This window comes from Pseudomonas caricapapayae, assembly GCF_001400735.1.
In the GTDB taxonomy this organism is placed as follows: domain Bacteria; phylum Pseudomonadota; class Gammaproteobacteria; order Pseudomonadales; family Pseudomonadaceae; genus Aquipseudomonas; species Aquipseudomonas caricapapayae.
Window position 1 is genome coordinate 1 of the sequence record NZ_LJPW01000157.1, and the last position, 22,951, is coordinate 22,951.

21 protein-coding genes are annotated in these 22,951 nt (G+C 58.2%); 11 read left to right on the forward strand and 10 right to left on the reverse strand.

Translation table 11 applies throughout. The annotated features are described in order from the left end of the window. Window positions 1-255: 255 nt before the first annotated feature. Window positions 256-1,122 (reverse strand): MurR/RpiR family transcriptional regulator, encoded by an 867-nt coding sequence (locus tag ALO80_RS23690; protein WP_002552324.1) that lies wholly within the window; start codon window positions 1,120-1,122, stop codon window positions 256-258. Between the two features lie 218 nt (window positions 1,123-1,340). On the opposite strand from ALO80_RS23690, the gene zwf reads away from it, so the two are divergent. Genes zwf through ALO80_RS23705 form a run of 3 tightly spaced genes read left to right on the forward strand, consistent with a single transcriptional unit; the run spans window position 1,341 to window position 4,202 of the window. Beyond that, window positions 1,341-2,810 carry a glucose-6-phosphate dehydrogenase gene (zwf, locus tag ALO80_RS23695; protein WP_054988045.1) on the forward strand — a complete coding sequence of 490 codons (1,470 nt, stop codon included), beginning with the start codon at window positions 1,341-1,343 and terminating at the stop codon, window positions 2,808-2,810. Then, complete coding sequence (gene pgl, locus ALO80_RS23700; RefSeq protein WP_055005244.1) at window positions 2,797-3,510, forward strand: 6-phosphogluconolactonase; 714 nt, start codon at window positions 2,797-2,799, stop codon at window positions 3,508-3,510. The genes zwf and pgl overlap by 14 nt, the downstream gene beginning before the upstream one ends. A gap of 17 nt (window positions 3,511-3,527) precedes the next feature. Beyond that, on the forward strand, window positions 3,528-4,202 hold the full coding sequence (locus ALO80_RS23705; RefSeq protein WP_054988043.1) for a bifunctional 4-hydroxy-2-oxoglutarate aldolase/2-dehydro-3-deoxy-phosphogluconate aldolase: 675 nt from the start codon (window positions 3,528-3,530) through the stop codon (window positions 4,200-4,202). Window positions 4,203-4,346: 144 nt separating this feature from the next. Here ALO80_RS23705 and ALO80_RS23710 read toward each other — a convergent pair whose 3' ends face one another. After that, on the reverse strand, window positions 4,347-4,586 hold the full coding sequence (locus ALO80_RS23710; protein ID WP_055010744.1) for a DUF3820 family protein: 240 nt from the start codon (window positions 4,584-4,586) through the stop codon (window positions 4,347-4,349). A 214-nt stretch (window positions 4,587-4,800) separates the two neighbouring features. Here ALO80_RS23710 and ALO80_RS23715 point away from each other — a divergent pair, with 214 nt between their 5' ends. Beyond that, entirely contained in the window at window positions 4,801-5,271 is a 471-nt protein-coding gene (locus tag ALO80_RS23715) for a PA2169 family four-helix-bundle protein (protein ID WP_055010745.1), read from the forward strand. Window positions 5,272-5,341: 70 nt separating this feature from the next. On the opposite strand, the gene ALO80_RS23720 is transcribed toward ALO80_RS23715, so the two are convergent. The 5 genes from ALO80_RS23720 to ALO80_RS23740 form a co-directional block, all read right to left on the reverse strand. Further along, the gene (locus ALO80_RS23720; RefSeq protein ID WP_055010746.1) at window positions 5,342-6,871 is read right to left on the reverse strand and encodes a sensor domain-containing diguanylate cyclase; all 1,530 of its coding nucleotides are present in this window, start codon (window positions 6,869-6,871) and stop codon (window positions 5,342-5,344) included. Between the two features lie 207 nt (window positions 6,872-7,078). Beyond that, window positions 7,079-8,443 carry a heavy metal sensor histidine kinase gene (locus ALO80_RS23725; protein WP_083493391.1) on the reverse strand — a complete coding sequence of 455 codons (1,365 nt, stop codon included), beginning with the start codon at window positions 8,441-8,443 and terminating at the stop codon, window positions 7,079-7,081. Then, the gene (locus ALO80_RS23730; protein WP_002552331.1) at window positions 8,433-9,110 is read right to left on the reverse strand and encodes a heavy metal response regulator transcription factor; all 678 of its coding nucleotides are present in this window, start codon (window positions 9,108-9,110) and stop codon (window positions 8,433-8,435) included. Before ALO80_RS23730 ends, ALO80_RS23725 begins: the two co-directional genes overlap by 11 nt. A 10-nt stretch (window positions 9,111-9,120) precedes the next feature. Next, complete coding sequence (locus ALO80_RS23735) at window positions 9,121-12,225, reverse strand: multidrug efflux RND transporter permease subunit (RefSeq protein WP_055010748.1); 3,105 nt, start codon at window positions 12,223-12,225, stop codon at window positions 9,121-9,123. After that, window positions 12,222-13,388, reverse strand: coding sequence for an efflux RND transporter periplasmic adaptor subunit (locus tag ALO80_RS23740; protein WP_055010749.1), 1,167 nt, complete (start codon window positions 13,386-13,388; stop codon window positions 12,222-12,224). Before ALO80_RS23740 ends, ALO80_RS23735 begins: the two co-directional genes overlap by 4 nt. A 293-nt stretch (window positions 13,389-13,681) precedes the next feature. Here ALO80_RS23740 and ALO80_RS23745 point away from each other — a divergent pair, with 293 nt between their 5' ends. From ALO80_RS23745 to ALO80_RS23775, 7 genes are all read left to right on the forward strand, one after another. Then, the gene (locus ALO80_RS23745) at window positions 13,682-14,059 is read left to right on the forward strand and encodes a hypothetical protein (protein WP_055010750.1); all 378 of its coding nucleotides are present in this window, start codon (window positions 13,682-13,684) and stop codon (window positions 14,057-14,059) included. 332 nt (window positions 14,060-14,391) lie between these two features. Then, entirely contained in the window at window positions 14,392-14,976 is a 585-nt protein-coding gene (locus tag ALO80_RS23750; protein WP_055010751.1) for a fimbrial protein, read from the forward strand. A gap of 63 nt (window positions 14,977-15,039) precedes the next feature. Beyond that, window positions 15,040-15,792 (forward strand): fimbrial biogenesis chaperone, encoded by a 753-nt coding sequence (locus ALO80_RS23755; RefSeq protein WP_055010752.1) that lies wholly within the window; start codon window positions 15,040-15,042, stop codon window positions 15,790-15,792. Between the two features lie 131 nt (window positions 15,793-15,923). Then, window positions 15,924-18,467 carry a fimbria/pilus outer membrane usher protein gene (locus ALO80_RS23760; protein WP_055010753.1) on the forward strand — a complete coding sequence of 848 codons (2,544 nt, stop codon included), beginning with the start codon at window positions 15,924-15,926 and terminating at the stop codon, window positions 18,465-18,467. Then, window positions 18,464-19,249, forward strand: a complete 786-nt coding sequence (locus tag ALO80_RS23765; protein ID WP_055010754.1) for a fimbrial biogenesis chaperone — start codon at window positions 18,464-18,466, stop codon at window positions 19,247-19,249. The genes ALO80_RS23760 and ALO80_RS23765 overlap by 4 nt, the downstream gene beginning before the upstream one ends. 1 nt (window position 19,250) lies before the next feature. Continuing rightward, on the forward strand, window positions 19,251-20,249 hold the full coding sequence (locus ALO80_RS23770) for a fimbrial protein (RefSeq protein ID WP_055010755.1): 999 nt from the start codon (window positions 19,251-19,253) through the stop codon (window positions 20,247-20,249). A 93-nt stretch (window positions 20,250-20,342) separates the two neighbouring features. Beyond that, window positions 20,343-20,567, forward strand: a complete 225-nt coding sequence (locus ALO80_RS23775; RefSeq protein WP_055010819.1) for a hypothetical protein — start codon at window positions 20,343-20,345, stop codon at window positions 20,565-20,567. 18 nt (window positions 20,568-20,585) lie between these two features. On the opposite strand, the gene ALO80_RS23780 is transcribed toward ALO80_RS23775, so the two are convergent. The 3 genes from ALO80_RS23780 to ALO80_RS23790 form a co-directional block, all read right to left on the reverse strand. Beyond that, window positions 20,586-21,341 carry a YkgJ family cysteine cluster protein gene (locus ALO80_RS23780; protein ID WP_054985898.1) on the reverse strand — a complete coding sequence of 252 codons (756 nt, stop codon included), beginning with the start codon at window positions 21,339-21,341 and terminating at the stop codon, window positions 20,586-20,588. A gap of 115 nt (window positions 21,342-21,456) precedes the next feature. Beyond that, complete coding sequence (locus ALO80_RS23785; protein WP_055010756.1) at window positions 21,457-21,918, reverse strand: GNAT family N-acetyltransferase; 462 nt, start codon at window positions 21,916-21,918, stop codon at window positions 21,457-21,459. Between the two features lie 65 nt (window positions 21,919-21,983). Then, a complete protein-coding gene (locus tag ALO80_RS23790) occupies window positions 21,984-22,880 on the reverse strand; it encodes a chemotaxis protein (RefSeq protein ID WP_055010757.1) in 897 nt (298 codons plus the stop codon). Window positions 22,881-22,951 lie beyond the last annotated feature (71 nt).

A 22,951-nucleotide genomic window follows, 5' to 3' on the forward strand; every position in this document is an offset into this window, starting at 1 on the left:
CGACCCGAGTCGAACCCCAGCCCCCCCTGAGACCACAAAACCGCTGTGTGACGCAGAGCGTCACGAACTGCATGCCCACGCGGAGCGTGGGCACGATAGTTATCCGTGCCTTCAGCCGTTATCCGTGCCTTCAGCCAAACTGCTCTAAAACGCTTTTCACCGCGATAGCACAAACGACGCCGATTGCGACGTAAGTGGACGGCTGAGTCCTGGCGCAGATCAGTGACAGGGCGACGGAACCCGACGAAAGAGCTGTCAGCCCTGATCCTCAATCGGATAACGGCTGTCGTTCAGGCTTTCCTTGATCTTGCGCAAATGCGGCTGGAAGTCGACGCCGCGGCGTAGCGTCATGCCAGTGGCCAAAACATCGAGAACCGTGAGCTGGATGATCCTTGAGGTCATCGGCATATAGATATCGGTGTCTTCAGGCAGTGGAATGTTCAGGCTCACAGTGCTGGCCTGAGCCAGTGGCGAGCCCGCTGCCGTCAGGCCCAGCACCGAGGCACCGTTGGCCCGCGCAATACGGGCCACTTCCACCAGTTCGCGGGTGCGGCCGGTGTAGGAAATGATCACGAACAGCTCACCGGTGTGCGCCACCGACGCAATCATCCGCTGCATCAGCACATCGGCATGCGCCGTGACCGCCAGATTGAAGCGGAAGAATTTGTGCTGTGCATCGAGGGCCACCGGCGCTGAAGCACCCAGTCCGAAAAAGTGGATCTGCCGCGCCTGGATCAGCATGTCTACAGATTTGCTGATCAGCGCAGGGTCCAGCTGCTGACAGGCGCTGTCCAGTGACGCGATGGCGCTGCCGAAAATCTTCTGGGTGTATGCCTCGGGATTGTCGTCGGCTTCGACCGCACGGCTGACATAGGCTGCGCCGCTGGCCAAGCTTTGGGCCAACTGCAGTTTCAATTCCGGATAGCCGCTGACGCTGAACGAACGGCAAAAGCGATTGACCGTCGGTTCGCTGACCTTGGCGGCCTGGGCAAGCGCTGCAATGCTCAGCCGCGTTGCCATCTGCGGGTTGAGCAGGATGACCTCGGCCACTTTGCGCTCGGCCTTGTTCAGCTCGTCGAGCCGGCCCTGGATTTGCTCCAGGAGGTTTCTTACGCGGTCCATTCAAAGTCCTTGTCGGGGCTGATTTACCAACGGTTTTGTCTGGGGCTTTTATTAGCCCTTTAGCCTGTAGCAAAGGTGGCCTATCGTACTGAGGGCCTGTGTTGATCACCACTGGAATATGCTTTCAGGCAGAATGTTGTGGTTATTACTACATATGGCCTTGAGTAACGCCTTTAAAAAAGGTATTTGTAGCCTAACTTGATAAAAGAACCAACATTATGCCCTTGATTACGGTTGAACCGTGCACATTTGCCCTGTTTGGTGCCTTGGGAGACCTGGCGGTACGCAAGCTGTTCCCGGCTCTTTATCAGCTTGATCGCGCTGGACTGCTGCATGAAGACACAAAAATTCTTGCCCTGGCGCGTGAACCAGGCGACGAACAGTCGCATCTGGCGTATATCGAAAAATCCATGCGTCGCTTCATTCCCGAGAAAGAACTCGAGCCTGAAAATCTGGCCCGGTTTCTAGCCCGCCTAAGCTATCTGCATGTCGATTTCCTTAAGGCTGAGGATTACGTCGCATTGGCCGAGCGCGTCGGCAATGCCGAAACCCTGATCGCCTATTTCGCCACACCCGCTTCGGTCTACGGTGCGATCTGCGAGAACCTTGCGTCGGTCAATCTGGCCGAGCGTACGCGCGCCGTACTGGAGAAACCCATTGGCCACGACCTGGCCTCTTCGCGCCGGGTCAATGACGCTGTGGCGCAGTTTTTCCCGGAAAACCGCGTGTATCGCATTGACCACTATCTGGGCAAAGATACGGTTCAGAACCTCATTGCCCTGCGTTTCGCCAACAGCCTTTTCGAGACCCAGTGGAACCAGAACCATATTTCTCATGTGGAAATCACAGTCGCCGAGAAGGTTGGCATCGAGGGCCGTTGGGGCTATTTCGATCAGGCCGGCCAGTTGCGCGACATGATCCAGAACCATTTGCTGCAACTGCTTTGCCTGATTGCCATGGACCCGCCAAGCGACCTGTCGGCCGACAGCATTCGTGACGAGAAGGTCAAGGTGCTCAAGGCCCTGGCGCCGTTTACCCCCGAGCGTCTGGCAACCCAGGTGGTGCGTGGCCAGTACACCTCCGGCTACAGCGAAGGCAAGGCAGTGCCGGGTTATCTGGAGGAGGAAAACTCCAACACCCAGAGCGATACCGAAACCTTCGTCGCATTGCGTGCCGACATCCGCAACTGGCGCTGGTCGGGCACGCCGTTCTACCTGCGCACCGGCAAGCGTATGCCGCAGAAGCTGTCGCAGATCGTGATCCATTTCAAAGAGCCGCCGCACTACATCTTCGCGCCTGAACAGCGTTTGCAGATCAGCAACCGCCTGATCATCCGCCTGCAGCCGGACGAAGGCATTTCCTTGCAGGTGATGACCAAGGATCAGGGCCTGGACAAAGGCATGCAGTTGCGCAGCGGACCTTTGCAACTGAACTTTTCCGACACCTACCGCAGCGCTCGTGTCCCCGACGCTTATGAGCGGTTGTTGCTGGAAGTCATGCGTGGCAATCAGAACCTGTTTGTCCGCAAAGATGAAATCGAGTACGCCTGGCAATGGTGCGATCAGTTGATCGCTGGCTGGAAAAAAGCGGGCGATGCGCCCAAGCCTTATCCGGCCGGAACCTGGGGGCCAATGAGCTCCATTGCTCTGATTACTCGCGACGGGAGATCCTGGTATGGCGATATGTGACCTTCAGCTACCGGCAGGACTGGTAGCGCGTGATTTCGACACGCCTCAGCAACTGGCCGATGCACTGGCTACCAATGTAGCCGAGCGTCTGCAACAGGCAATCGGTGAAAACGGCGCAGCGACCCTGGTGGTGTCCGGTGGCCGCAGTCCGGTGGCTTTTTTTCAGAGTCTGGCGGTAAAGCCGCTGGACTGGTCGAAAGTGGTTATCAGTCTGGCCGATGAGCGTTTCGTTCCGACCGAGCATGCCGACAGCAATGCGGGGCTGTTGCAGCGTCACCTGCTGCAGGGCCCTGCGGCGAAGGCCAGGTTTCTTGGCTTGTACAGCGTAGCGAGCAGTGTCGAGGAGGCAGCTCTGGCTGCCGATCAGGCACTGGCCGAGCTGCCGCCCATTGATGTGCTTGTTCTGGGCATGGGCGACGACGGGCATACCGCGTCGCTGTTTCCCGACAGTCCGAATTTGCAAGAAGCCCTTGATCTGCAAGGCGAGCGCCGCTGCCTGCCGATGCTGGCACCGAGCGTACCGCATCAGCGTCTGACCCTGACCCGCCGTCTGCTGGCGTCGGCGCGTTCGCCGATCCTGTCGGTGTCCGGTCAGGCCAAACTCGACACCCTGCGCACAGCGCTGGCGGGCGATGACCTCGCCGAAATGCCGGTGCGTGCCTTTCTCAACCCGTCTCTCGAGATCTACTGGTGCCCATAAGCAAAGGAACCGTCGCCATGACACAGAACGAAAATAATCAGCCGCTCATCAGCATGGCGAACAAGATTGCCCGGATCGACGAACTTTGCGCCAAGGCGAAGATTCTGCCGGTCATTACCATTGCCCGTGATCAGGATGTGCTGCCCCTGGCCGATGCCCTGGCCGCTGGCGGCATGACCGCACTGGAAGTTACCTTGCGCTCGGCGTTCGGCCTGAGCGCGATCCGCACCCTGCGTGAACAGCGTCCCGAGTTGTGTGTAGGCGCCGGAACCATTCTGGACCGCAAGATGCTGGCAGACGCCGAAGCGGCCGGTTCGCAGTTCATCGTTACCCCGGGCAGTACGCAAGACTTGCTGCAGGCCGCAGTCGACAGCCCGCTGCCCCTGCTGCCAGGCGTCAGCAGTGCCTCGGAAATCATGATCGGTTATGCCATGGGCTATCGCCGTTTCAAGCTTTTCCCGGCAGAGATCAGCGGTGGTGTTGCAGCGATCAAGGCCCTGGGCGGTCCTTTCAATGAAGTGCGTTTTTGCCCGACTGGCGGCGTCAACGAGCAGAACCTCAAGAACTACATGGCCCTGCCTAACGTCATGTGCGTTGGCGGGACCTGGATGATCGATAACGCCTGGGTCAGGAATGGCGATTGGGGCCGTATTCAGGAGGCCACTGCCCAAGCCCTGGCCCTGTTCGACTGATCGACAGGCATTTCAGAGTCAGTCCAGGTGGACGGCTCAGGTAAAGAAGTTGTTGTTGGTTGTATGGCTTTGCGGTGCCCCCTGGTCCGGGGCACCGTTTTTTTCCTTTCAGGACCGTGCAATTTTTGTTTGCCCGCGTGTGTTCTACCCCTTGTCCTTGAATGACTGACGCGGACGTGTGCGCAACGGGTCCAGCAGTCCACTCAGGCCGTTGTGATCGATTTCCTGCATCAGGGCCAACAAACTTCCCAATTCACCTTTGGGGAAGCCTTCACGTGCGAACCAGTTAAGGTAATGCCCTGGTAGATCAGCGATCAGCCGACCCTTGTATTTACCGAACGGCATTTCCTGTGTGACCAACAGCTTGAGTGTGTCCGGATTCATCGCCGATACCTGTGTTCTCGTTTGCGCCGACGATACGTGCATTCTGCATGCAGGCCAATCGACAGATCATGCAGAAGTCACGATCGGGTAATTGTGAAAATTTCGTAAATATTTGATTTTAAAGCATTATTTTCATTTCAATAACTGGCACGGTGTCTGCAATTACCTAGATATCGAACACTTTCGTATCAACCTGCCATTAGGAAATTATCAAATGACTGATATCAACAAAGAAACGATCTCTATTCTGAATGACTTGGTCGAAACCAGCATCGACGGCAAAGAAGGCTTCGAAACCAGCGCCAAGAACGCGAAGACTCCAAGCGTAAAAGAATTCTTCGCACGTCGTGCCATTGAAGTTGGCAAGGCAGTCACTGACCTGCAGGCGCATGTACAGCGACTGGGCGGCAAGCCGGAAGATTCCTCCAGCGTATCGGCTGACATCCATCAGGCATGGGTCAAGCTGAAAACTGCGTTCACCAGCAATGATGATCTGGCTGTGCTGGAGGAAGCAGAGCGTGGTGAAGACGTCGCCAAGAAGGCCTACAGCAAGGCAATCGAGAAGCTGAATGAGAAAGGCGCTGATGCAACCGTGGTTGCCTTGGTCAAAGATCAGTACCAAGGTGTTCTGAAGAACCACGACGAAGTAAAAGCATTGCGTGACGCGGCCCGCGCTGCGGCGTAAGCCGATGCGTCAGCGCTGACCGAAAAAACGCCAGCCAGCCTGGCGTTTTTTTATGCCCGAAGATGGCACGTCAAACCTCATCTATCACTTTTCTGGCAACTGCACTGCGGTACTCGACCCGGTTACGCCCATTGTCCTTGGCCTGATACAGCGCCTTGTCGGCCACTCCAAAAAATGCCTCCAGTTTGTCGCCTTGGCGAACGATATCCGAAGCGACCCCGATGCTCACGGTGATGGGATGCTTGGCATTCATGAACAGCGGGAGTGACTCTGCGGCCTTGCGGATTTTTTCCGCGATCAGCATGGCTCCCGGCAATTCTGTTTCCGGCAGCACAACCACGAACTCCTCCCCTCCATAGCGCGCAACCTGGTCACCCGGTCGACGAATGTTATCCGAGATGGTCTGTGCGATCAGACGCAACGCCTCATCCCCGCCTTGATGGCCGTGGCGTTCATTGAATGCCTTGAAATGGTCCACGTCGATCATCAGCAAGGAAAGCTGCTTGCCGGAGCGCTGTGCCCGCGCCCATTCAGTCTCCATGGCTTCGTCGAGCTGACGACGATTGTCGAGACCGGTCAAGCCGTCCGTCGCAGCGAGGCTGGCCAGCGCATCTTCGGCACGGTGACGTCTTCGCAACTCGCGACTCAGCAACCCTGTGAGCCACAGGATTCCGAGACACAGCACACTGGTGGCGGAGCCGACCAGCCAGGCGTTGCGCCGCCATACGGCATACACTTCGTCCTCGGACTGGCCGATGACGACCACCAGCGGCAGATTGCCGACCCTGGAAAACGTATACAGCCGACGAGCGTTCAACTGCGTCGACATGGCGGCAAAACTGCCGTCGCCTTCTTGAATAATGCGCTGAAAGTTGGGGCTGTGGCTGTAATCCTTGCCGATCAGGTCTTCACCCTCCAGATCGGGGTAGCGAACAATCAGGATGCCTGCGGTATTGATCAGGTTGATACTGCTGTCGCTGCCCAGGTTCTGGCTCATGAACAAGTGCTTGAAATACACCAGGCGCATGGCCGCACTCACAATCCCGGCGAATTCACCGTTGGGTCCCGACATACGCCGGCTGAAACTGATACACCAGTCCTTGTAGCCCCAGCGAGTCTTGTACGGCGAACTGACGTGGAGATTCAGCGAGGGATCCACAGCGTGCTCTTTGAAATATGAACGGTCAGAAAAGTTGTCATTTCGGGGCATGACGGACAGTGAGTCAGCCAGTATTGCGCCCTTGTTATCGAGCAACACCAGATCACCCTTGTATGACGCTGCGGTGGAGCGATCAAACAGGACAAGTTGTCGCAGTTCAGGTGACAGGTCCTTGAGGTCAGGACGTTGCCACGCGCTGATCATGCCTTGCAGGGACGAGTCGTACAGTTCTGCGTTATGCAGGACGTCTGCATCGATCAATTGCACGATATTGGCCGCTGCACGGGCCGCCGTATCGGCTGCATCCTCGCGTTCCCGGGCCAGAAGAGATGCCACGATCGCCAGAATGGCGAGCATTGAAACCGAGCTGCCGAAGACCAGCAGGAGCTCCGGACGGGTCCACGCGAGCCGGGCGCGCCGAGATAACGCAAACAACATCATTGGTTGTTCTACCTGCAGACGGTGAGTCTTGAGAAATGGTTAAGACAGTTAAATTGTTTTCCGGGTGTTGCGGCTGGGTATATAGCACGCTCCTTATAGCCTCATATGAATGGAATGTGAATAAAGCAAGTGTATTTAAAAGGATGCGAACAGACGCACATGAAAGGGCACGCAAAACAGGTTGTGCCCACTTGACGTCTTCAAGTATCAGCGAGGAAGGTGGATACCGAATGTGTTGACGCCCTTGCCGCTATTCACGAATACAGTGCCGCCATGCATCAGCGCAATCGCCTTGACGATGGCCAGCCCCAGGCCATGATTGGCGCCGCTGTTGCTGCGTGACGCATCGACCCGATAAAAGCGCTCGAAGAGTCTGGGCAAATGTTCCGGAGCGATTGGCGCGCCCGGATTGGTTACGCCGATACTTATATGGGCACCGCAGGATTCGATAGTGACCTGAATGACGTTGCCGGCATCGGTGTGCTGCACAGCGTTATGCAGCAAGTTGATCAGGGCGCGGCGCAGGTGAGGTTTTTCAATCGGCGCACTGGCGTCGCCCGCTACCCGAACTTTCACCTGCGCGTCCTCCAGAATGAAGTCCAGGTAGTCCAGCGTGGTAGCCACCTCATCTGCCAGTGACGCGCAGGTCTGTGCCTTGACCTTGGTGCCCTGATCTGCGCTGGCCAGAAACAGCATGTCGTTGATGATCGAGCGCAAACGCTCCAGTTCTTCGAGGTTCGATTGCAATACCTCGAAATAATGCTCGGCAGAGCGACCGCGAGTCAGCGCCACCTGGGTCTGACCGATCAGGTTGGTCAATGGTGAGCGAAGCTCGTGCGCGACATCGGCATTGAACGATTCCAGTCTTGAGTAGGCTTGCTCGACCCGTTCCAGCGTGGAGTTGAACGAGGCCACGAACTGCTCGAGCTCGGGTGGCAGCGGCGACAGCTGCAAGCGCCCCGACAACCGTGGCGGGGCGAGTTTCTGAACTTCCTGCGAGAGGCTGGTCAGCGGGCGCAGGCCAATGCGCGCGACCCAGTAACCCAGCACCGAAGCCAGCAGAATCCCTAGCGTGGCCAGGCTGATCAGTGCGACCAGCAGCGAGTGCTGTGTGTGCCAGAACGTCTCGGTGTCGATGGCGGTCAGAAAGCGTAACGCCGGGCGCTGCTCCTTGGCCGGGAACTCGCTGACCAGCACTTTGAACGCAAAAGGGTGGTCAGCCAGTTTCAGGTCGTGCATGCCCAGCGGACCCTGCGCAAAGCGACGAATGTCCACGCCGGGATTGCCGAACTCGTAGAGCGGATTGTCACTCACCACCCAGAAGCGCAGGCGTTTGTCTTCTTCGCTGAGCAACGCGAGCTTTGCCTTGATCTTGCCCCAATGCTCCGGGTTGCCAAAACGATTGACCGCCGATTCCAGCACGCTGTAGCGCGCATCGACCTCGGCGCGCGGCAACAGGTCCAGGCTCTTGTCGACCTGCAGATACAACGCCCAGCCGATCAGCAGGAACACCACCAGCGCCACCAGCGCGAACAGGCCGCTAAGGCGCAGGGCAATCGAGTCAACCCGCACTGCGGTTCTCCAGCACATAGCCCATGCCGCGAATGGTGTGCAGCAGTTTGTGCTCGTGAGGACCATCGAGTTTGGCGCGCAAGCGTTTGATCGCGACTTCGACGACATTGGTATCGCTGTCGAAGTTGATGTCCCAGACCATCTCGGCGATTGAGGTCTTGGAGAGGATGTCGCCCTGACGTCTGGCCAGCACGCTGAGCAGCGAGAACTCCTTGGCGGTAAGGTCCAGACGCATGCCGGCGCGTGTCGCCTTGCGGCTGATCAAGTCTATCCACAGGTCGGCGATGGTAATCTGCACCGGCTCGTGACCGCCGCTGCGACGGGTCAGCGCCTGCAGACGGGCGACCAGTTCCAGAAAGGAAAACGGCTTGCCGAGATAATCGTCGGCACCTTCGCGCAGACCGCGAATGCGGTCATCGACCTGCTCGCGAGCCGTCAGCATGATGACGGGCGTCTGCTTGCGTGCGCGCAATGCACGCAGCACGCCGAAACCGTCGAGGCCCGGCAGCATCACATCAAGAATGATGATTGCGTGGTCGTTTTCCAGCGCCAGGTGCAGGCCTTCGATGCCGTCGCGGGCGACGTCGACGGCATAGCCCTGTTCGGTCAGGCCGCGACGCAGGTAGTCAGCGGTTTTTTCTTCGTCTTCGATAATCAGCACGCGCATCGGGCGACTCTCACTTGTGAAGGGCCAGCGCCGGGGCGGCAGGCGCAGGGTGGCGTCGATGAAACAGTCGCTCGAGTTGCAGATAAATGACTGGCGTGGTGAACAGGGTCAGCATCTGGCTCACCAACAGACCGCCGACCACTGCAATACCCAGCGGCTGACGCAACTCGGCACCGACCCCGAAACCCAGCATCAGCGGCAATGCGCCGAGCAGGGCGGCGAGGGTGGTCATGATAATCGGCCTGAAACGTGTGATGCAGGCCTCATAGATGGCCTCCTGTGACGTAAGGCCCTGCTCGCGCTGTGCTTGCAGGGCAAAGTCCACCAGAAGAATGCCGTTCTTCTTGACGATACCGATCAGCAATACCACGCCGATCAGGGCCATGATCGAGAAGTCCTGCCCCATCATCCACAGCAGCAGTAATGCCCCGATGCCTGCGGAGGGCAGCGTGGAGATGATGGTCAACGGATGTACGAAGCTTTCATAGAGCACACCCAAAATAATGTACACCGCCACCAACGCCGCGAGGATCAGCCACGGCTGATTGGCCAGCGAACTCTGGAAGGCCTGTGCCGCACCCTGAAAGCTGCCGATGATCGAGGCTGGCATGCCGATTTCGTTTTTGGCTTGATCGAGCATGCGCACGGCATCGCCCAGCGCGACCCCGGACGCAAGGTTGAACGACAGGTTCGCTGCCGGGAACATGCCATCATGGCTGATCGAAAGCGGACCCATGCGTGGAGCACTGACTTTGGCCAGCGCCGACAGCGGCACCATTTCGTTGGTCAGCGGCGAGCGCAGGTAGAAGTAAGCCAGACTTTCGGCCTTGCCACGCTGCTGAGCGTCCAGTTCAAGGATCACCTTGTACTGATTGACCTCAGTCTGATATTCGCTGATCTGCCGCTGGCCGAATGCGTCGTACAGCGCCTGATCGACGTCTGCGGTGGTCAGGCCGAAACGTGCGGCAGCACTGCGATCGATATCGATATGTGTGACGCTGCCGCCCAATTGCAAGTCGTTGGACATGTCACGAAACGCCGGGTTGCTGCGCAGCTTTTCGGTCAGCCGTTGCGTCCAGGTATTGAGCAATTCGCCGTCGTTGCTCTTGAGCACGTACTGATACTGGCTGCGGCTCGGACCGGAACTGAGGTTGATGTCCTGTCCGGCGCGCAGGTACAGAACGATGCCGGGGACTTTCGCCAGCTTGGGGCGCAGGCGGTCGATGAACTCACTGACCGACACATCGCGTTCGGATCGCGGTTTGAGCGAGATCCAGAAGCGGCCGTTGGCAATGGTCTGGTTGCTGCCTGAGACGCCTACCGAGTGCGAGAACGCCAGCACTGCTGGGTCCGCGCCAACGATCTTCGCCAGTTGCAGGTGCTTTTCCACCATGTCCGGATAGGAAATATCGGCAGCGGCCTCGGTAGTGCCGAGTGCAAAAGCAGTGTCCTGAACCGGAAAGAACCCCTTGGGTATGAGGATATAGCCGACTACCGCCAGCGCCAGGGTCAGGCCGAACACCCCGAGCATCAGCCGCTGATGGGCCAGCGCCTTGCGCAAGCCACGCTCATAGGAGGCCAGCAGGCGTTCACCGAACCCCGGTTTCCGATGCGGGTTGTGTGTGGGCGCGCGCATGAACAGTGCCGCCAGCGTCGGGGCCAGGGTCAGCGAGACAACGACCGAGATCAGGATGGTCGCCGTTGCGGTCAGCGCAAATTCCTTGAACAGCCGCCCGACCACGCCGCCCATGAACAACAATGGAATGAACGCTGCTACCAGCGAGAAACTGATCGACACCACGGTAAAACCGATTTCACCCGAGCCTTTTATCGCTGCTTCGCGCATGCCTTGTCCGGCTTCGAGGTGGCGGTGGATGTTCTCCACCACCACGATGGCGTCGTCCACCACGAACCCGACCGCAACCACGATGGCCACCAATGTCAGGTTGTTCAAGCTGAACCCGAACAGGTACATCATCGCAAAGCTGGCGATCAGCGATACTCCGAGCACTGCGCTGACGATCAGCGTGGCGGACAGCTGGCGAAGAAACAGCGCCATGACCGCCACCACCAGCAGCACTGCAATCATCAGGGTCAGCTCCACTTCATGCAGCGAGGCACGAATGGTGCGGGTCCGGTCGTTGAGTACCGATACGTCAACGGTTGCCGGGAGCATTTCCTGCAGCCGTGGCAGTTCACGCTGGATGCGGTCTACCGTGTCGACAATGTTTGCACCAGGCTGGCGAAAAATAGCGATGTTGACGCCTTGCTGGTCGCCGGACCACGCTTTGACATAGGCGTTTTCCGAACCCGCGACCACCCGCGCCACATCCTTGAGCTGGACAGGCGCGCCGTTTTTGTAGGAAACGATCAGTTGCGCGTAGTCCTGCGGCTTGAACAACTGGTCGTTGGACGACAGGGTCGAGATGCTGTCCTTGCCATACAAGGCACCCTTGGCCAGGTTAAGGCTGGTCTGTTGCACCGCTACACGGATGTCTGCGAGGGTCAGCCCCAGCGCGGCAAGTTTTTCAGGAGCGGCCTGAACACGAATCGCCGGCCGTTGCTGGCCGGTAATGAACACCTGGCCCACGCCTTCGATCTGGCTGAGCTGGCGCGCCAGAATGGTTTCGGTGACATCGCTCAGTTCCGTACCGGGCATCAGGCCTGAACTCACGCTCAGGATCAGCACCGGACTGTCGGCCGGGTTGACCTTGCGCCAGGTCGGCAGACTGGGCATGTCGGCAGGCAGGCGTCCTGCCGCGGTGTTGATCGCCGCCTGGACTTCCTGGGCTGCCGTGTCGATGCTTTTGTTGAGGGTAAATTGCAGTGTGAGGTTGGTGGACCCCAGCGCGCTGCTGGAGGTCATCTGGGTCATGCCGGGTATCGCGCTGAACTGCACTTCCAGCGGCGTGGCAACCGAAGACGCCATGGTTTCCGGGCTGGCACCGGGAAGCTGCGCGGTGACCTGAATGGTCGGAAACTCGGCCTCCGGCAGCGGTGCAATCGGCAGCCGGGGAAAGGCAATGACCCCCAGCAATACCAGCGCGAAGGTCAATAACAATGTGGCCACAGGATGGTCGATGCACCACGCCGATACCGAACCTCGGCCATTCATCGTGCATGCTCCACGTGTGCACTCGCCACATCCGGGACGGGCGCGCTGACCACCTCCACAGTTGCCCCCGGCCGCAGCCGCGACTGACCGTCGCTGACCAGCGTATCTCCGGCGTTTGGCCCGCTGATCAATGTCTGCTCGCTGTCCTGATAAAGCACCTTGACCGGTACGACTTCCACTTTGTTATCCGCACCAAGCCGGTAGACGAAATGCTGATCGATGCCACGCTGTACCACTTGTGGCGGCACCTTGAGCGAGTTGAGCTCTACGCCGGTCTGGATCTTCACCGTCACCAGTTGCCCCGGCCAGAGTTGTTCCGCGGGGTTTTTGAATTGAGCCTTGGCGCGGATCGTGCCGGTGGTTGCCGACACCTGATTGTCGATCAGTGAAAGTGTGCCTTCGCCCAGTAGCAGGCCATTTGCAGCGCCGTCGCCCTGATACGCTTTGACCACCGCAGAAGTGTGCTCGGCAATAAGCCCCTGCAAGGTCGGCAACATCTGCTGTGGCAGAGAGAACTCCACCGCAATCGGGTCGATCTGGGTCACCGAAAACAGCCCGGTAGCATCGCTGACGCGCAGGAAGTTGCCCTCATCGACATTGCGAATGCCGACCCGACCCGTAACCGGAGAGCGAATCTGGGTGTAGGAAAGCTGCACCTGGGCGGCATTGATGCTGGCTTCGTTGCCTTTCGCCGTAGCATCGAGCTGCCTGACCAGTGCCTGTTGCTGATCGAAGGTCTGGCGTGAAATGCCGTTATCCTCAGTGAGCTGGCGATAGCGTTTAAGGTCCAGCTGCGCGACGTCGAGTTGCGCCTTGCTCTGCGCAAGTTGGGCACGTGCCTGCTCCAGCGAGGCGCGGATCGAACGGTCATCCAGCGTCGCCAGCAGCTCGCCGGCCTTCACCTGTTGGCCCTCCTTGACCAGCACGCGCGTCAGTACGCCGTCTACCTGAGGACGAATTACCACGCTTTGCAGTGACAGCACCGAGCCGATCCCTGTGACGAAGCGTGGCACATCCTCGATGTTTACCCTGATCACCTTGACCGGCACCGCCGCAACGGAATTTTTCGGGAGTGTGGCAGGGCGTGTCAGTTTCCATCCGGCAAAGGCCGCACAGGTGATCAGCAGAACTACGGCGGTGACGGTCAGGGTCTGTCTGCGCATATGAAGAAAACGCCAAATGTCGGTACGGGAGTCATGTTTTTTTACAGCTTCCTTATAGCCTGCAAACCCGGTCAGCAGAATGACTTTCAGCTGTCAGGTTTGTCAGAAAGCCTCCATCGGGCAAGGCGTCCAGTCAAGAAAAGTCAGCGCCGGACGATATCTATGTTGAAGGGATATTTGTCCAGATGTTTATAAAGTCCTAGGAATTTTCTTACATTTTCCTAGGCCGGCTTCTGGCAGTTAATTCTCCCGTCAACTTAACTCACTGTATGAGCCTATGAGTGGAGAACGCCATGAACAGTAAAAAATCAACCTGGACAGGCATGTTGAAATCTGTCTTTCTCCGTCAGGGGCTGGGGGTCTTGACTGTGTCGATCCCGTTGCTGGTTGCGCCTGCTATTTCCTGGGCAAAGGATGGCGCGATTACGTTGCATGGCAGCATCGTCAATAGCAGTTGCGCAATGACCGAGCGTTATGTGAATACGCCTGTTACGCATGCACGAATGCTGCAAGTTGCGCCTGGGGTCAATATGCAGGTGAGCACCGAACACAATGCGTGTACCGATCAGGCGGTGCCCTTCGTTGCGCAGTATCAGGTATTACCTTCCGCCCACAGTGATGGAGAGGCCCTGCAGGTCCGTGCCGCATTGATTACGGTAAGCTATCAATAACGACACGTCTGTATTGTTTTTCTGTCCGGACTGTCATGTCTTATTGAGTGGCCGTCCAATGCCCGATCAGCCATCCGGCATGCCGGAGTCGCGCCGCAGAATTATAAAAGCGCCCGTGTCGAATGCAGGCGCACGTACAGAGGCTGTGCAACTTCCTTATTAGCGTGTCCGCGCAAGACTATGGTTATTCCTACAGACCTGTCCTGCGCGTCGTGTTGTGTTGTCTGCGGGTTAAAAGTTATCAAGCTGACAGCGCTGAAACAGAGCGGGCTCTATAGTGCTCGCCGTCCGATAGCGGGCACACACGAAATAACACAAGGAAGGTCGTTAGCATGAAAAAGCTTTCTCTTACATTGGCAGTTCTGGGCGTGATGGGCGTTGGCATGGCGGGTACTGCCAGTGCGGCGAACAACGGAAAAATGGTCTTTAACGGAACACTGACCAATATCTCCTGCGATGTGGGACCGGGCACGGGCGTCAGTGCGGGCACCAACCCTGGCGAAATCAATGTCGACCTGGGCAACGTTTCCTTCTCTGATATCGGTGTCTCGAGCGAAAGTCGATTTGAAACGGCTGCGCCTATTCAGTTGCTGGTCAACTGCAGCGCGGGCGCAGAGCAGTACAGCATGGTGAAGATGCGCCTTACGGCCCGTAACGGCAGTGGTCTGGACAACAACGATGCCAAACTTCTGCGCACCACCGGTGCCGCAGACGGGGTCGGCATCGGCCTGCTCAATGCCTCCAGCGTCCTGATGGACCTCAGCGGCGCTGAAACCGTCGATACCACTCTTATCAAGGACGGTGCCAGCGGTGCAACTGCTGAAATCAACTTTGGCGCGGTGTATGTGCTTAACGGCACGCCGACCAACCCGGGTAATGCCGACGGCTTCCTGCCGTTCGTGATGGATTACGAGTAACCGTGTCGGACAGAGCGGGCACGGCTCGCTCTGTCCTCTATAGAATTCAAGGCGAACACCCGTATGTTTCCTGATTTTTTTCGCTGCACGGTGCTTGTTGCGATGGTGTGCTGGGCGTCCTTTGTTCAGGCGGGGATCGTATTGAACACGACGCGGGTTATATACCAAGGCAATGAAAAAGAGGCCAGCCTGAGTGTTCAAAACAGTGGCGGGGGGGAAATTCTGTTGCAATCCTGGCTTGAGTCTCCGGCAGGGGCAGGCACTAACAAAAACACCGCGCAGCCTGTGCCTTTTATCGTGACACCCGCACTGGCACGTATGGCCGGAGGTGGCAGGCAACTGTTGCGCATTATTCATTCCGGTACTGACATGCCCAGCGATCGAGAGTCAGTGTTGTGGCTCAATGTTCAAGAAATTCCTCAGGCTGCGGCAGAGAACACACTGCAGATTGCAATACGTCAACGCATCAAAGTGTTTTTCCGGCCTGACGGTTTGCCCGGTGACCCACAGCAGGCACCGGAAACACTGAACTGGCAACTGGCCGATAACGCAACTGTGCAGGTCGACAATCCAGGGCCTTATCACGTCTCCATGCTCAAGGTGTCCATACAGCAACACGACACTGAACTTGCCAGTCTCGACAGTCAGATGCTTGCGCCTTACCAGCGTCTGCGTATTCCGTTGCGGCGCACGCCGGGAAGTGCACCGTTGATGCTGAGTTTCGTCAGTATCAATGACTTCGGCGGGCAAGTGTCTTATCACGCGACACTTGCCGATCAAGAACCGGGTTACGCCCGCAAGGCCTTGCCTCGATAACCTGCCGCATCAACCGTCAGCGTTCACTGTTCAAACCGTTGGGCCTCTGCGACAAGCCGGCCCGGCAGACCTGCGTCTGTGTAAAAGGATTGCGCGGCGCGCGCGACAGCCGAAGTAGAGTGAAGACCGCTATGGAATGGCGCAAAAAAGATAACAAGGGAGTCATTGCTCAGTTCGCTCCCCCTCACCTCCAACGATTCCAGCCGGTTATCGGTCTTGGGTTGACGTTGATATTTTCGCTCGGCACGTTCGCGGCTCAGCCTGGCAGCGCCCGTGGCGAGGGGGCCGTCAAATTCAATACGGCGTTTATCCAGGGAACCGATCAGCCACCTGACCTGCAGGAGTTTCTACGTACCAACAGCGTATTGCCCGGCACTTATCGGGTCGATATCTATGTCAATCGCAAGCTGAGTGGCAGACGAGATATTACTTTTTCAAAGAACCCGGTATCAGGCCTGATCGAACCCTGCCTGTCGCTTGAGATGTTACAGAGCTTCGGCCTGGACTTGAGTCGCCTAGCTCAAGATGAAGCTCCTGCTCAGGCCTGTTTCGATCTGCCTGCGCGTATCGAGTTTGCACGCGTCGACTATCAACCCGGTGCGCTGCGACTCACTATCAGCGTGCCGCAAGCCTTCATGTCGCGCGGTACCCGTGGTTATGTTTCACCAGAGCTTTGGGACCAAGGCGAGACAGCCGGTTTTATCAATTACAACGCCAACGGCAGCAGACGCCGTAATAAGGATTTGCACGCTGACCAGTATTATCTCGGTCTGCGAAATGGCCTGAACCTCGGAGCCTGGCGATTGCGCAACGAATCATCACTGGTCGGTGGCAGTGACCGGTCCTGGCTGTACCGCAGCAATCGTACCTTCGCTCAGCGCGACATCACGTCCCTCAAAAGCCAGTTAACAGTGGGGGAAACCTTCAGCGACTCGCAAGTGTTCGACAGTGTTCGCTTCAAGGGGGCGGCACTGGCCTCGGACGATGGCATGCTGTCCGACAGCGAGCGGGCCTATGCCCCGGTCATCCGCGGGATTGCCGAAACCAACGCTACGGTGGAAGTTCGTCAAAACGGCTTCCTGCTGTACAGCGGCAGTGTCTCGCCCGGGCCGTTTGAAATTTCCGATATCTATCCCAGTGGTTCCAATGGGGACTTGTCAGTGTCGGTCATTGAAGCCGACGGCCGGGTACGAACCTTCACTCAGGCCTATGCCTCGCTGCCGATCATGGTGCCCTCTGGATCCTTGCGCTACAGCCTTGCTGTCGGCCAGGTCGACAGCAATGACGATCTTCAGGCGTCCCCCGGTTTTGTCGGCGCAGCCCTGATCTATGGGCTTTCCGAGCGAATTACCGGGTTCGGTGGTCTGCAGTTGGCCGAAGATTATCAGGCCGGGAATATAGGCGCCGGGGTCAATACCGGGCTGGGCGCGGTGTCGCTGGATATCACCCGATCTGTCAGCCAGACAGACCGGCAGTCGCTCAGCGGTCAAAGCCTGCGGGTACGTTATGCCAACACGCTGGACGTCACCGACACCACCCTGGCGGTAGCGGGTTACCGGTATTCCAATGAAGCGTACCGCACCCTGAGCCAGCACGTCAGCGATACCGATCCGCAAAGACGTGCTTTTTCCGCTGGTCTGGCACGAGATCGGCTTGAACTGAGTGTTACTCAGATAGTGCCGAGCCAGGCCGCATCATTGAGCCTGACCGCTTCCGAGCAGCGCTACTGGAACCTGCCCGGCAAAACCCGGCAGCTCTATCTGTCCTATAACGCTGCCTGGCGCAGCGTCAATTACAGCCTTTCCGTCGAACGGAACGAGGACTTTGGTCGAAACGGTCAAGCGAGCACGGATAATCGTGTCGCCTTGAGCGTGACCCTGCCACTTGGATCGAGCCCGGGTTCTTCGCGACTGTCTTTCAATGCGGTGCGCGACAGCACGGGCGAATACAACGCCCAGACCGGGCTCAACGGGCAGGTGCTGGGGGATCGCGACACGTTTTATTCGGTACAGGCCGGACGTGACAGCAGCTCTGGCGGCTTTGGTGCAGGGAAGATCAGTACGACCAGCGGATTCGGTCGCTTCGAGGCCGGTTACAGCCAAGGCCAGGATTACGATGCATTCAGTCTGTCTGCGGCAGGTTCACTGGTGGCTCATGCCGGTGGCTTGAATCTGGGGCAGGCGCTCGGTGAAACCTTCGCCCTGATTCAGGTTCCGGATGTCAGTGGGGCACGTTTGAAGTCGTTCAGTAACGTCGAGACGGCAGGCAACGGCTATGCGATTTTGCCGTATGCACAACCCTACCGGACCAATTGGGTCAGCCTCGACACCCGGCAACTGGGCGCAGATATCGACCTGGAAAATGCCATCACCCAGGTCGTGCCGCGCCGGGGAGCGATGCCGGTGGTACGCTTCAGGGCCGTTGTGGGTCGCCGTGTCCAGTTTGAGCTGGTGCGCTTCGACGGCAGCAAATTACCGCTGGGTGCCAGTGTCGAGGATGAACAGGGCAGGGCGCTGGCGGTGGTCGACCCGGACAGTCAGGCGTTGGTGCTCAGTGAGCAGGATGTCGGCAGTTTGCGGGTGCGCTGGTCCGATCAGAGTTGTCAGGCCGCATTCTCTCTGCCGCCCAGAGATCCTGCCCGTGCCTACGAGCGGATCAGAGTGACCTGCCAATGAACGCCCTTGTCTACCCATGCAAGGTATTGTTGGCGGTTTTGCTTCTAGGCGGCGGCGTTGACGTGCAAGGGGCGGTTTCGCTGTCCGGGACGCGACTGGTCTTCGATGGCCAGTATCGTGAAGTCAGCATTGAGGTACGCAATCGCGGCAAGGCCGAGGCTCTTTTACAGGCCTGGCTCAGTGATCCGCTGGATGATGACGACACTCCCCTGAACCGGCGCAATGCGCTGCCGTTCGTGGTCACGCCGCCACTTTCACGTCTGCCGGTTGGCGGCAGGCAGGCTTTGCGCGTGTTGTATCAGGGCACCGGGATGCCGCAGGAGCGCGAGTCGCTTGTACATTTGTATGTGCTTGAGGTGCCTCGACGCCAGGATGGCCTTCATCAGTTGAACGTCGCCGTGCGTCAGCGCATCAATGTGTTCTACCGGCCAACCGGTCTCGAAGGTGACCCGGCCGACACCGCCGCAAGGTTGCTGTGGACGCTGACTCACGACCAGGCGGATGTGGTATTGCTGACGGTCAGTAACCCAACGCCTTACTACGCCGCTCTGCACGCGTTGCGCATCGACGGCATTCAACTCGGCGGGCACCTGCTGCTGGCACCGGGTGCTCGTGTTGATCTCGCTGCGCCAACGGGTCTTCTGCCTTCCGCAACCCATCGTTTTTCCTATAAGGCGCTGACCGACTATGGCGGTCAGCGAACCTATTGCACACCGCTCAAGGGGCAGGTGGCCGTTACGGCGCGCCTGCTGGAGAACAATTCCGTTCAGGATGAATGCTGATATGAAATTTCTGTCTGCCAGACGCTGTCTGCACTCCATTGCCGTATTGCTGATACTGAATCCGACGGCGGTATTCGCGTTGGTCTGTACCGCTCAGGGGACTGGCGAAACCGAAATCCACAACGATCTGAGCAGTACCGTGGCGATTCCGGAATCGACGCCCGACGGGGAAGTGGTGTGGCGTTCCGAACCCTTGAATATTCAGGTCGAATGCGCCAGGGAAGGTTTGCAGTCTGTCGAGGAGGAAATTTTTGTCTATCTGAATCCGGACAATCGTGTGATCGGTCAGGGTATCCGGGCCGGAATGACGCTTCAGGGCATCGACCACCTGCAAGGCAGTGGACGTATCAGTACCGGAAGCCACTTGCCGACCTGTCATGCAGGCGACGGCAATGTCGATAACTGTCCGAAGGTGAGATTCACTCTGGCGTTCTCCGTATTCATTCAAAAGTTCGGTGCCACACCGCCTACAGGCGTGGCCAGTGATTTACTGGACTACCGGTTTTTTCAGCTGGGCGGCGCAACAGATTCGAACCGGGTGCCGGGGCGCAGCCTCAGTTATGTGATCAACAACTTGCGGGGGCTGCGGTTCGTGGCCTGCGATGCCGACCTGCAAGTACTCCCTGAAACCGTGGAGTTCGGCGACGTTGCCATACACCAGGTGGCTATTGGCAAGGTGATAGCCGCACAGACATTTTCCCTGCTGACCAGCCGGACCTGTGACTCGCCCTTCAGCATCGATGCGCGTTTCAGGCCGGTCACAGGCAATCTGTCAGGCGATCTGCTCGTCCCTTCCGGCAACGATTCATTGGGGATTCGCATTGCAAGCGCAGTCAATGGTCAGCTATTACGTTACAACGAGCCCTTCCATCTGGCGGAATTGCTGGGTGAAACCAATGCTGCCAGTGCCGACTTCAACGCTGAGCTGCTCTGGAACACGAACACGCCAAGGCCTGGACCGTTCAATGCCGAGATCATGGTCGATCTGATCTACAAATGACGGCGACAGGAGGCTCGGGCGGTTGCGCGGCGATTGATGTATGCTGCGCGACCGCGGGCACGTGCCCGGCCAATTCGACTTTCTGGTGACACCATGACCACTCCTGAACAACCTCCTGTTCAAGACGCCGCAGCCGAGCCCGTCGCAGACACTGAAAAGAAGGCTGTCATCGCGCCTTTCAGCTTTCCGTTCAAGCCTTCGGAGTTTGCCCAGGCCAAAAAGGAGCCGGCATGGCATCAGAAAGCCAATAAGCATGGCCATCACAAGACGCCTGGCGTCGCCCCTGCCGGTACGCGCAGATCGATGGGTAAACGCTGAACGCGTGAGCGATCCGGTTCAGGCTGCCTGCAACGGTATGAACAGGTAGGACACCGGATCCCGATCAGTGACGTCCGCACCCTCCTGCTGAAGGGTGCTGAGTACCTGCTGTCCAGCCACATGAAACGCCCAGTGTGACCTCTCGGGCAGCATACTCTGCGCTGAATTCGTGACTTCCTCGATGGCGGCCGCGAATGCGCTCATGTCCGGCAGGTACGCCACGAAACCGTTGCCCTTGAGGGCTGTGGTACGAATACCCAGCTTCTGACAGATCCGCTGTTTGACCTCTATTTCGTCCCGATCGGCCTGACGCGACTGTTCGATCAGGTTCATCAACTGTGTATCTACCAGCCTGTCGGCAACGATCAGGTCGGGGCCCTGTTCCCAGGATTCGGGTGGGCAACCTTTGGTTTCAGGGCGTAACGGAATATGCGGGTTGATCTCCATCGGATAAATCCGGCACACCAGCGGTCGGCGCTCGTAAATGCGGCAAAGGTTTTTTTCGTCAAGATTCCGGCAGCGCCCGACGTTGTAGGCCGCGAAGGTGATCGCCACGAAGGCTGTTGTACTGCCACTGCTCACTTCGGTCGAGCGACGGCTGGCATGGGTCAGCTGCGTTTCGGAGACGCCATAGCCATTGCTCAGAAATGCTTCGGTCAAGACAATGACGTTGCCGCCGTCTGCCGCCCATTGCCTGGCTTCGCCGAGCGTAAGGGGGACGTGGTGATCGGTGCAGCAACCGCCACAACCCACACAGGAAAACTTCGTGTCCATTGTCTCGATGACCCTTTCAGAGGTGCGCGCCGGCCGACAACAACTGGTCGTTCGCCGGGCTGATGCAGCTGAGGAAGCAAGTTGTGCGCCAGCCGCCTGTCGGGCGATACACAATTCAGGGCGCAGGGGTCTCGAAACGCCTCAGGCAGGACATTCCTGATTTGGCGTAAAGGTGCCGCGCTGCAAGATTGTTTTCCATGACGTACAGATCGACCGCCGCTTCGCCGCATCGCTGTAAATGGGCGAACAGGTGGTTGAGCAGCGCCGAACCGATCCCGGTATTTCGCACATCAGGATTCACGACCAGGTCCTTGATGAATGCGCTGGTCCAGCAGACGATCACGCCCACCACCGTTTCGTCGAGCGTGGCCACAAAGCAGCGTGATGTATCGAACTCAGGGTCTCGCTCGAAGGCGGCCAGCCAGCTCTTATAATCCGGAACGCTGCCTTGCCCATTGGCATAACCCAGTGCCAGCAGGTGGTGAACCTCCTGTGCCCGGTCAAGGGTGAAAGGCTGCGGCAGGACACGCGGCGGCCAGACCGCAGCGGGTACGGGTATGGCGAGCGGCCGACGCATCAGCCAGTAATGTCCGGCAGATGCGTCGGTCAGGTCAGGACGTTGCGTCGGTGTGCGCTCAGGGATCAGAGCCCTTGGGCGACCACCGTGCGTGCGGCCTCGATCAGGCATTTGGTCAGCTCGGGCGACGAGAACTTGGTCAGCACAGCGTTGGCTCCGGCGATCTGGGATTTCTCGCTGTTCATCGCGCTGTCGAGCGACGTGTGCAAGAGGATGTACAGGTCGCTGAAGTCGGGTGTGTCGCGAAGTGTACGGGTGAGGGCGTAGCCGTCCATCTCCGACATCTCGATATCGGAAACCACGACGTTGATCTGCCTTGCAGTGCCCTGCAGATCCAGCAGAACGTCGATAGCTTCCTTGGCACTGCGCGTCGTGTGGCATTCGATGCCCAGATTGCGCAAGGTAATGATCGACTGCTGCAGGGCAACCTGGCTGTCATCGACGACCAGAATCCGCGCCTTGCTCAGCAGTTCCGCATCCTCTTTGGCCAGTTCTGTCGATTGCACGACGATCTGCGCCGGAGCAATGCCGTGAATGACTTTTTCGATATCCAGCACCTGTACCAGCACGCCGTCGACCTGAGTGACCCCGGTAATGAACGACTTGCTGCTGGACCCATAGGGCGGCGGACGGATATCGGTGGTCAGGCAGTGCACTATCTTGCTGACGGCCTGAACGTGCAGGCCCTGTTTCGAGCGGCTGACGTCGGTAACGATCAGGCAGCCGCCGTCGGGATCGGCCAAGGGACGCTCACCGATGGCACGGCTCAGGTCAATGACCGACAGCGAAGAGCCGCGTAACGTAGCGATGCCTTTGACGTGCGGGTGCGATTCGGGCAGATGGGTCAGGGGAGGGCAGGGAATGATCTCACTGACCTTGAGCAGGTTGATCGCCATCAGCTTGCCGCTGCGCAACGTGAAGAGGAGCAGCGAAAGTGAATCTGCTCGGACGTTCTTGGACATATGAACCTTCTGGCTGTAGGTGTTTCGTCGCCTGGAAGCGGCAAACAACTTTCTATGTCAGGTTATCGACC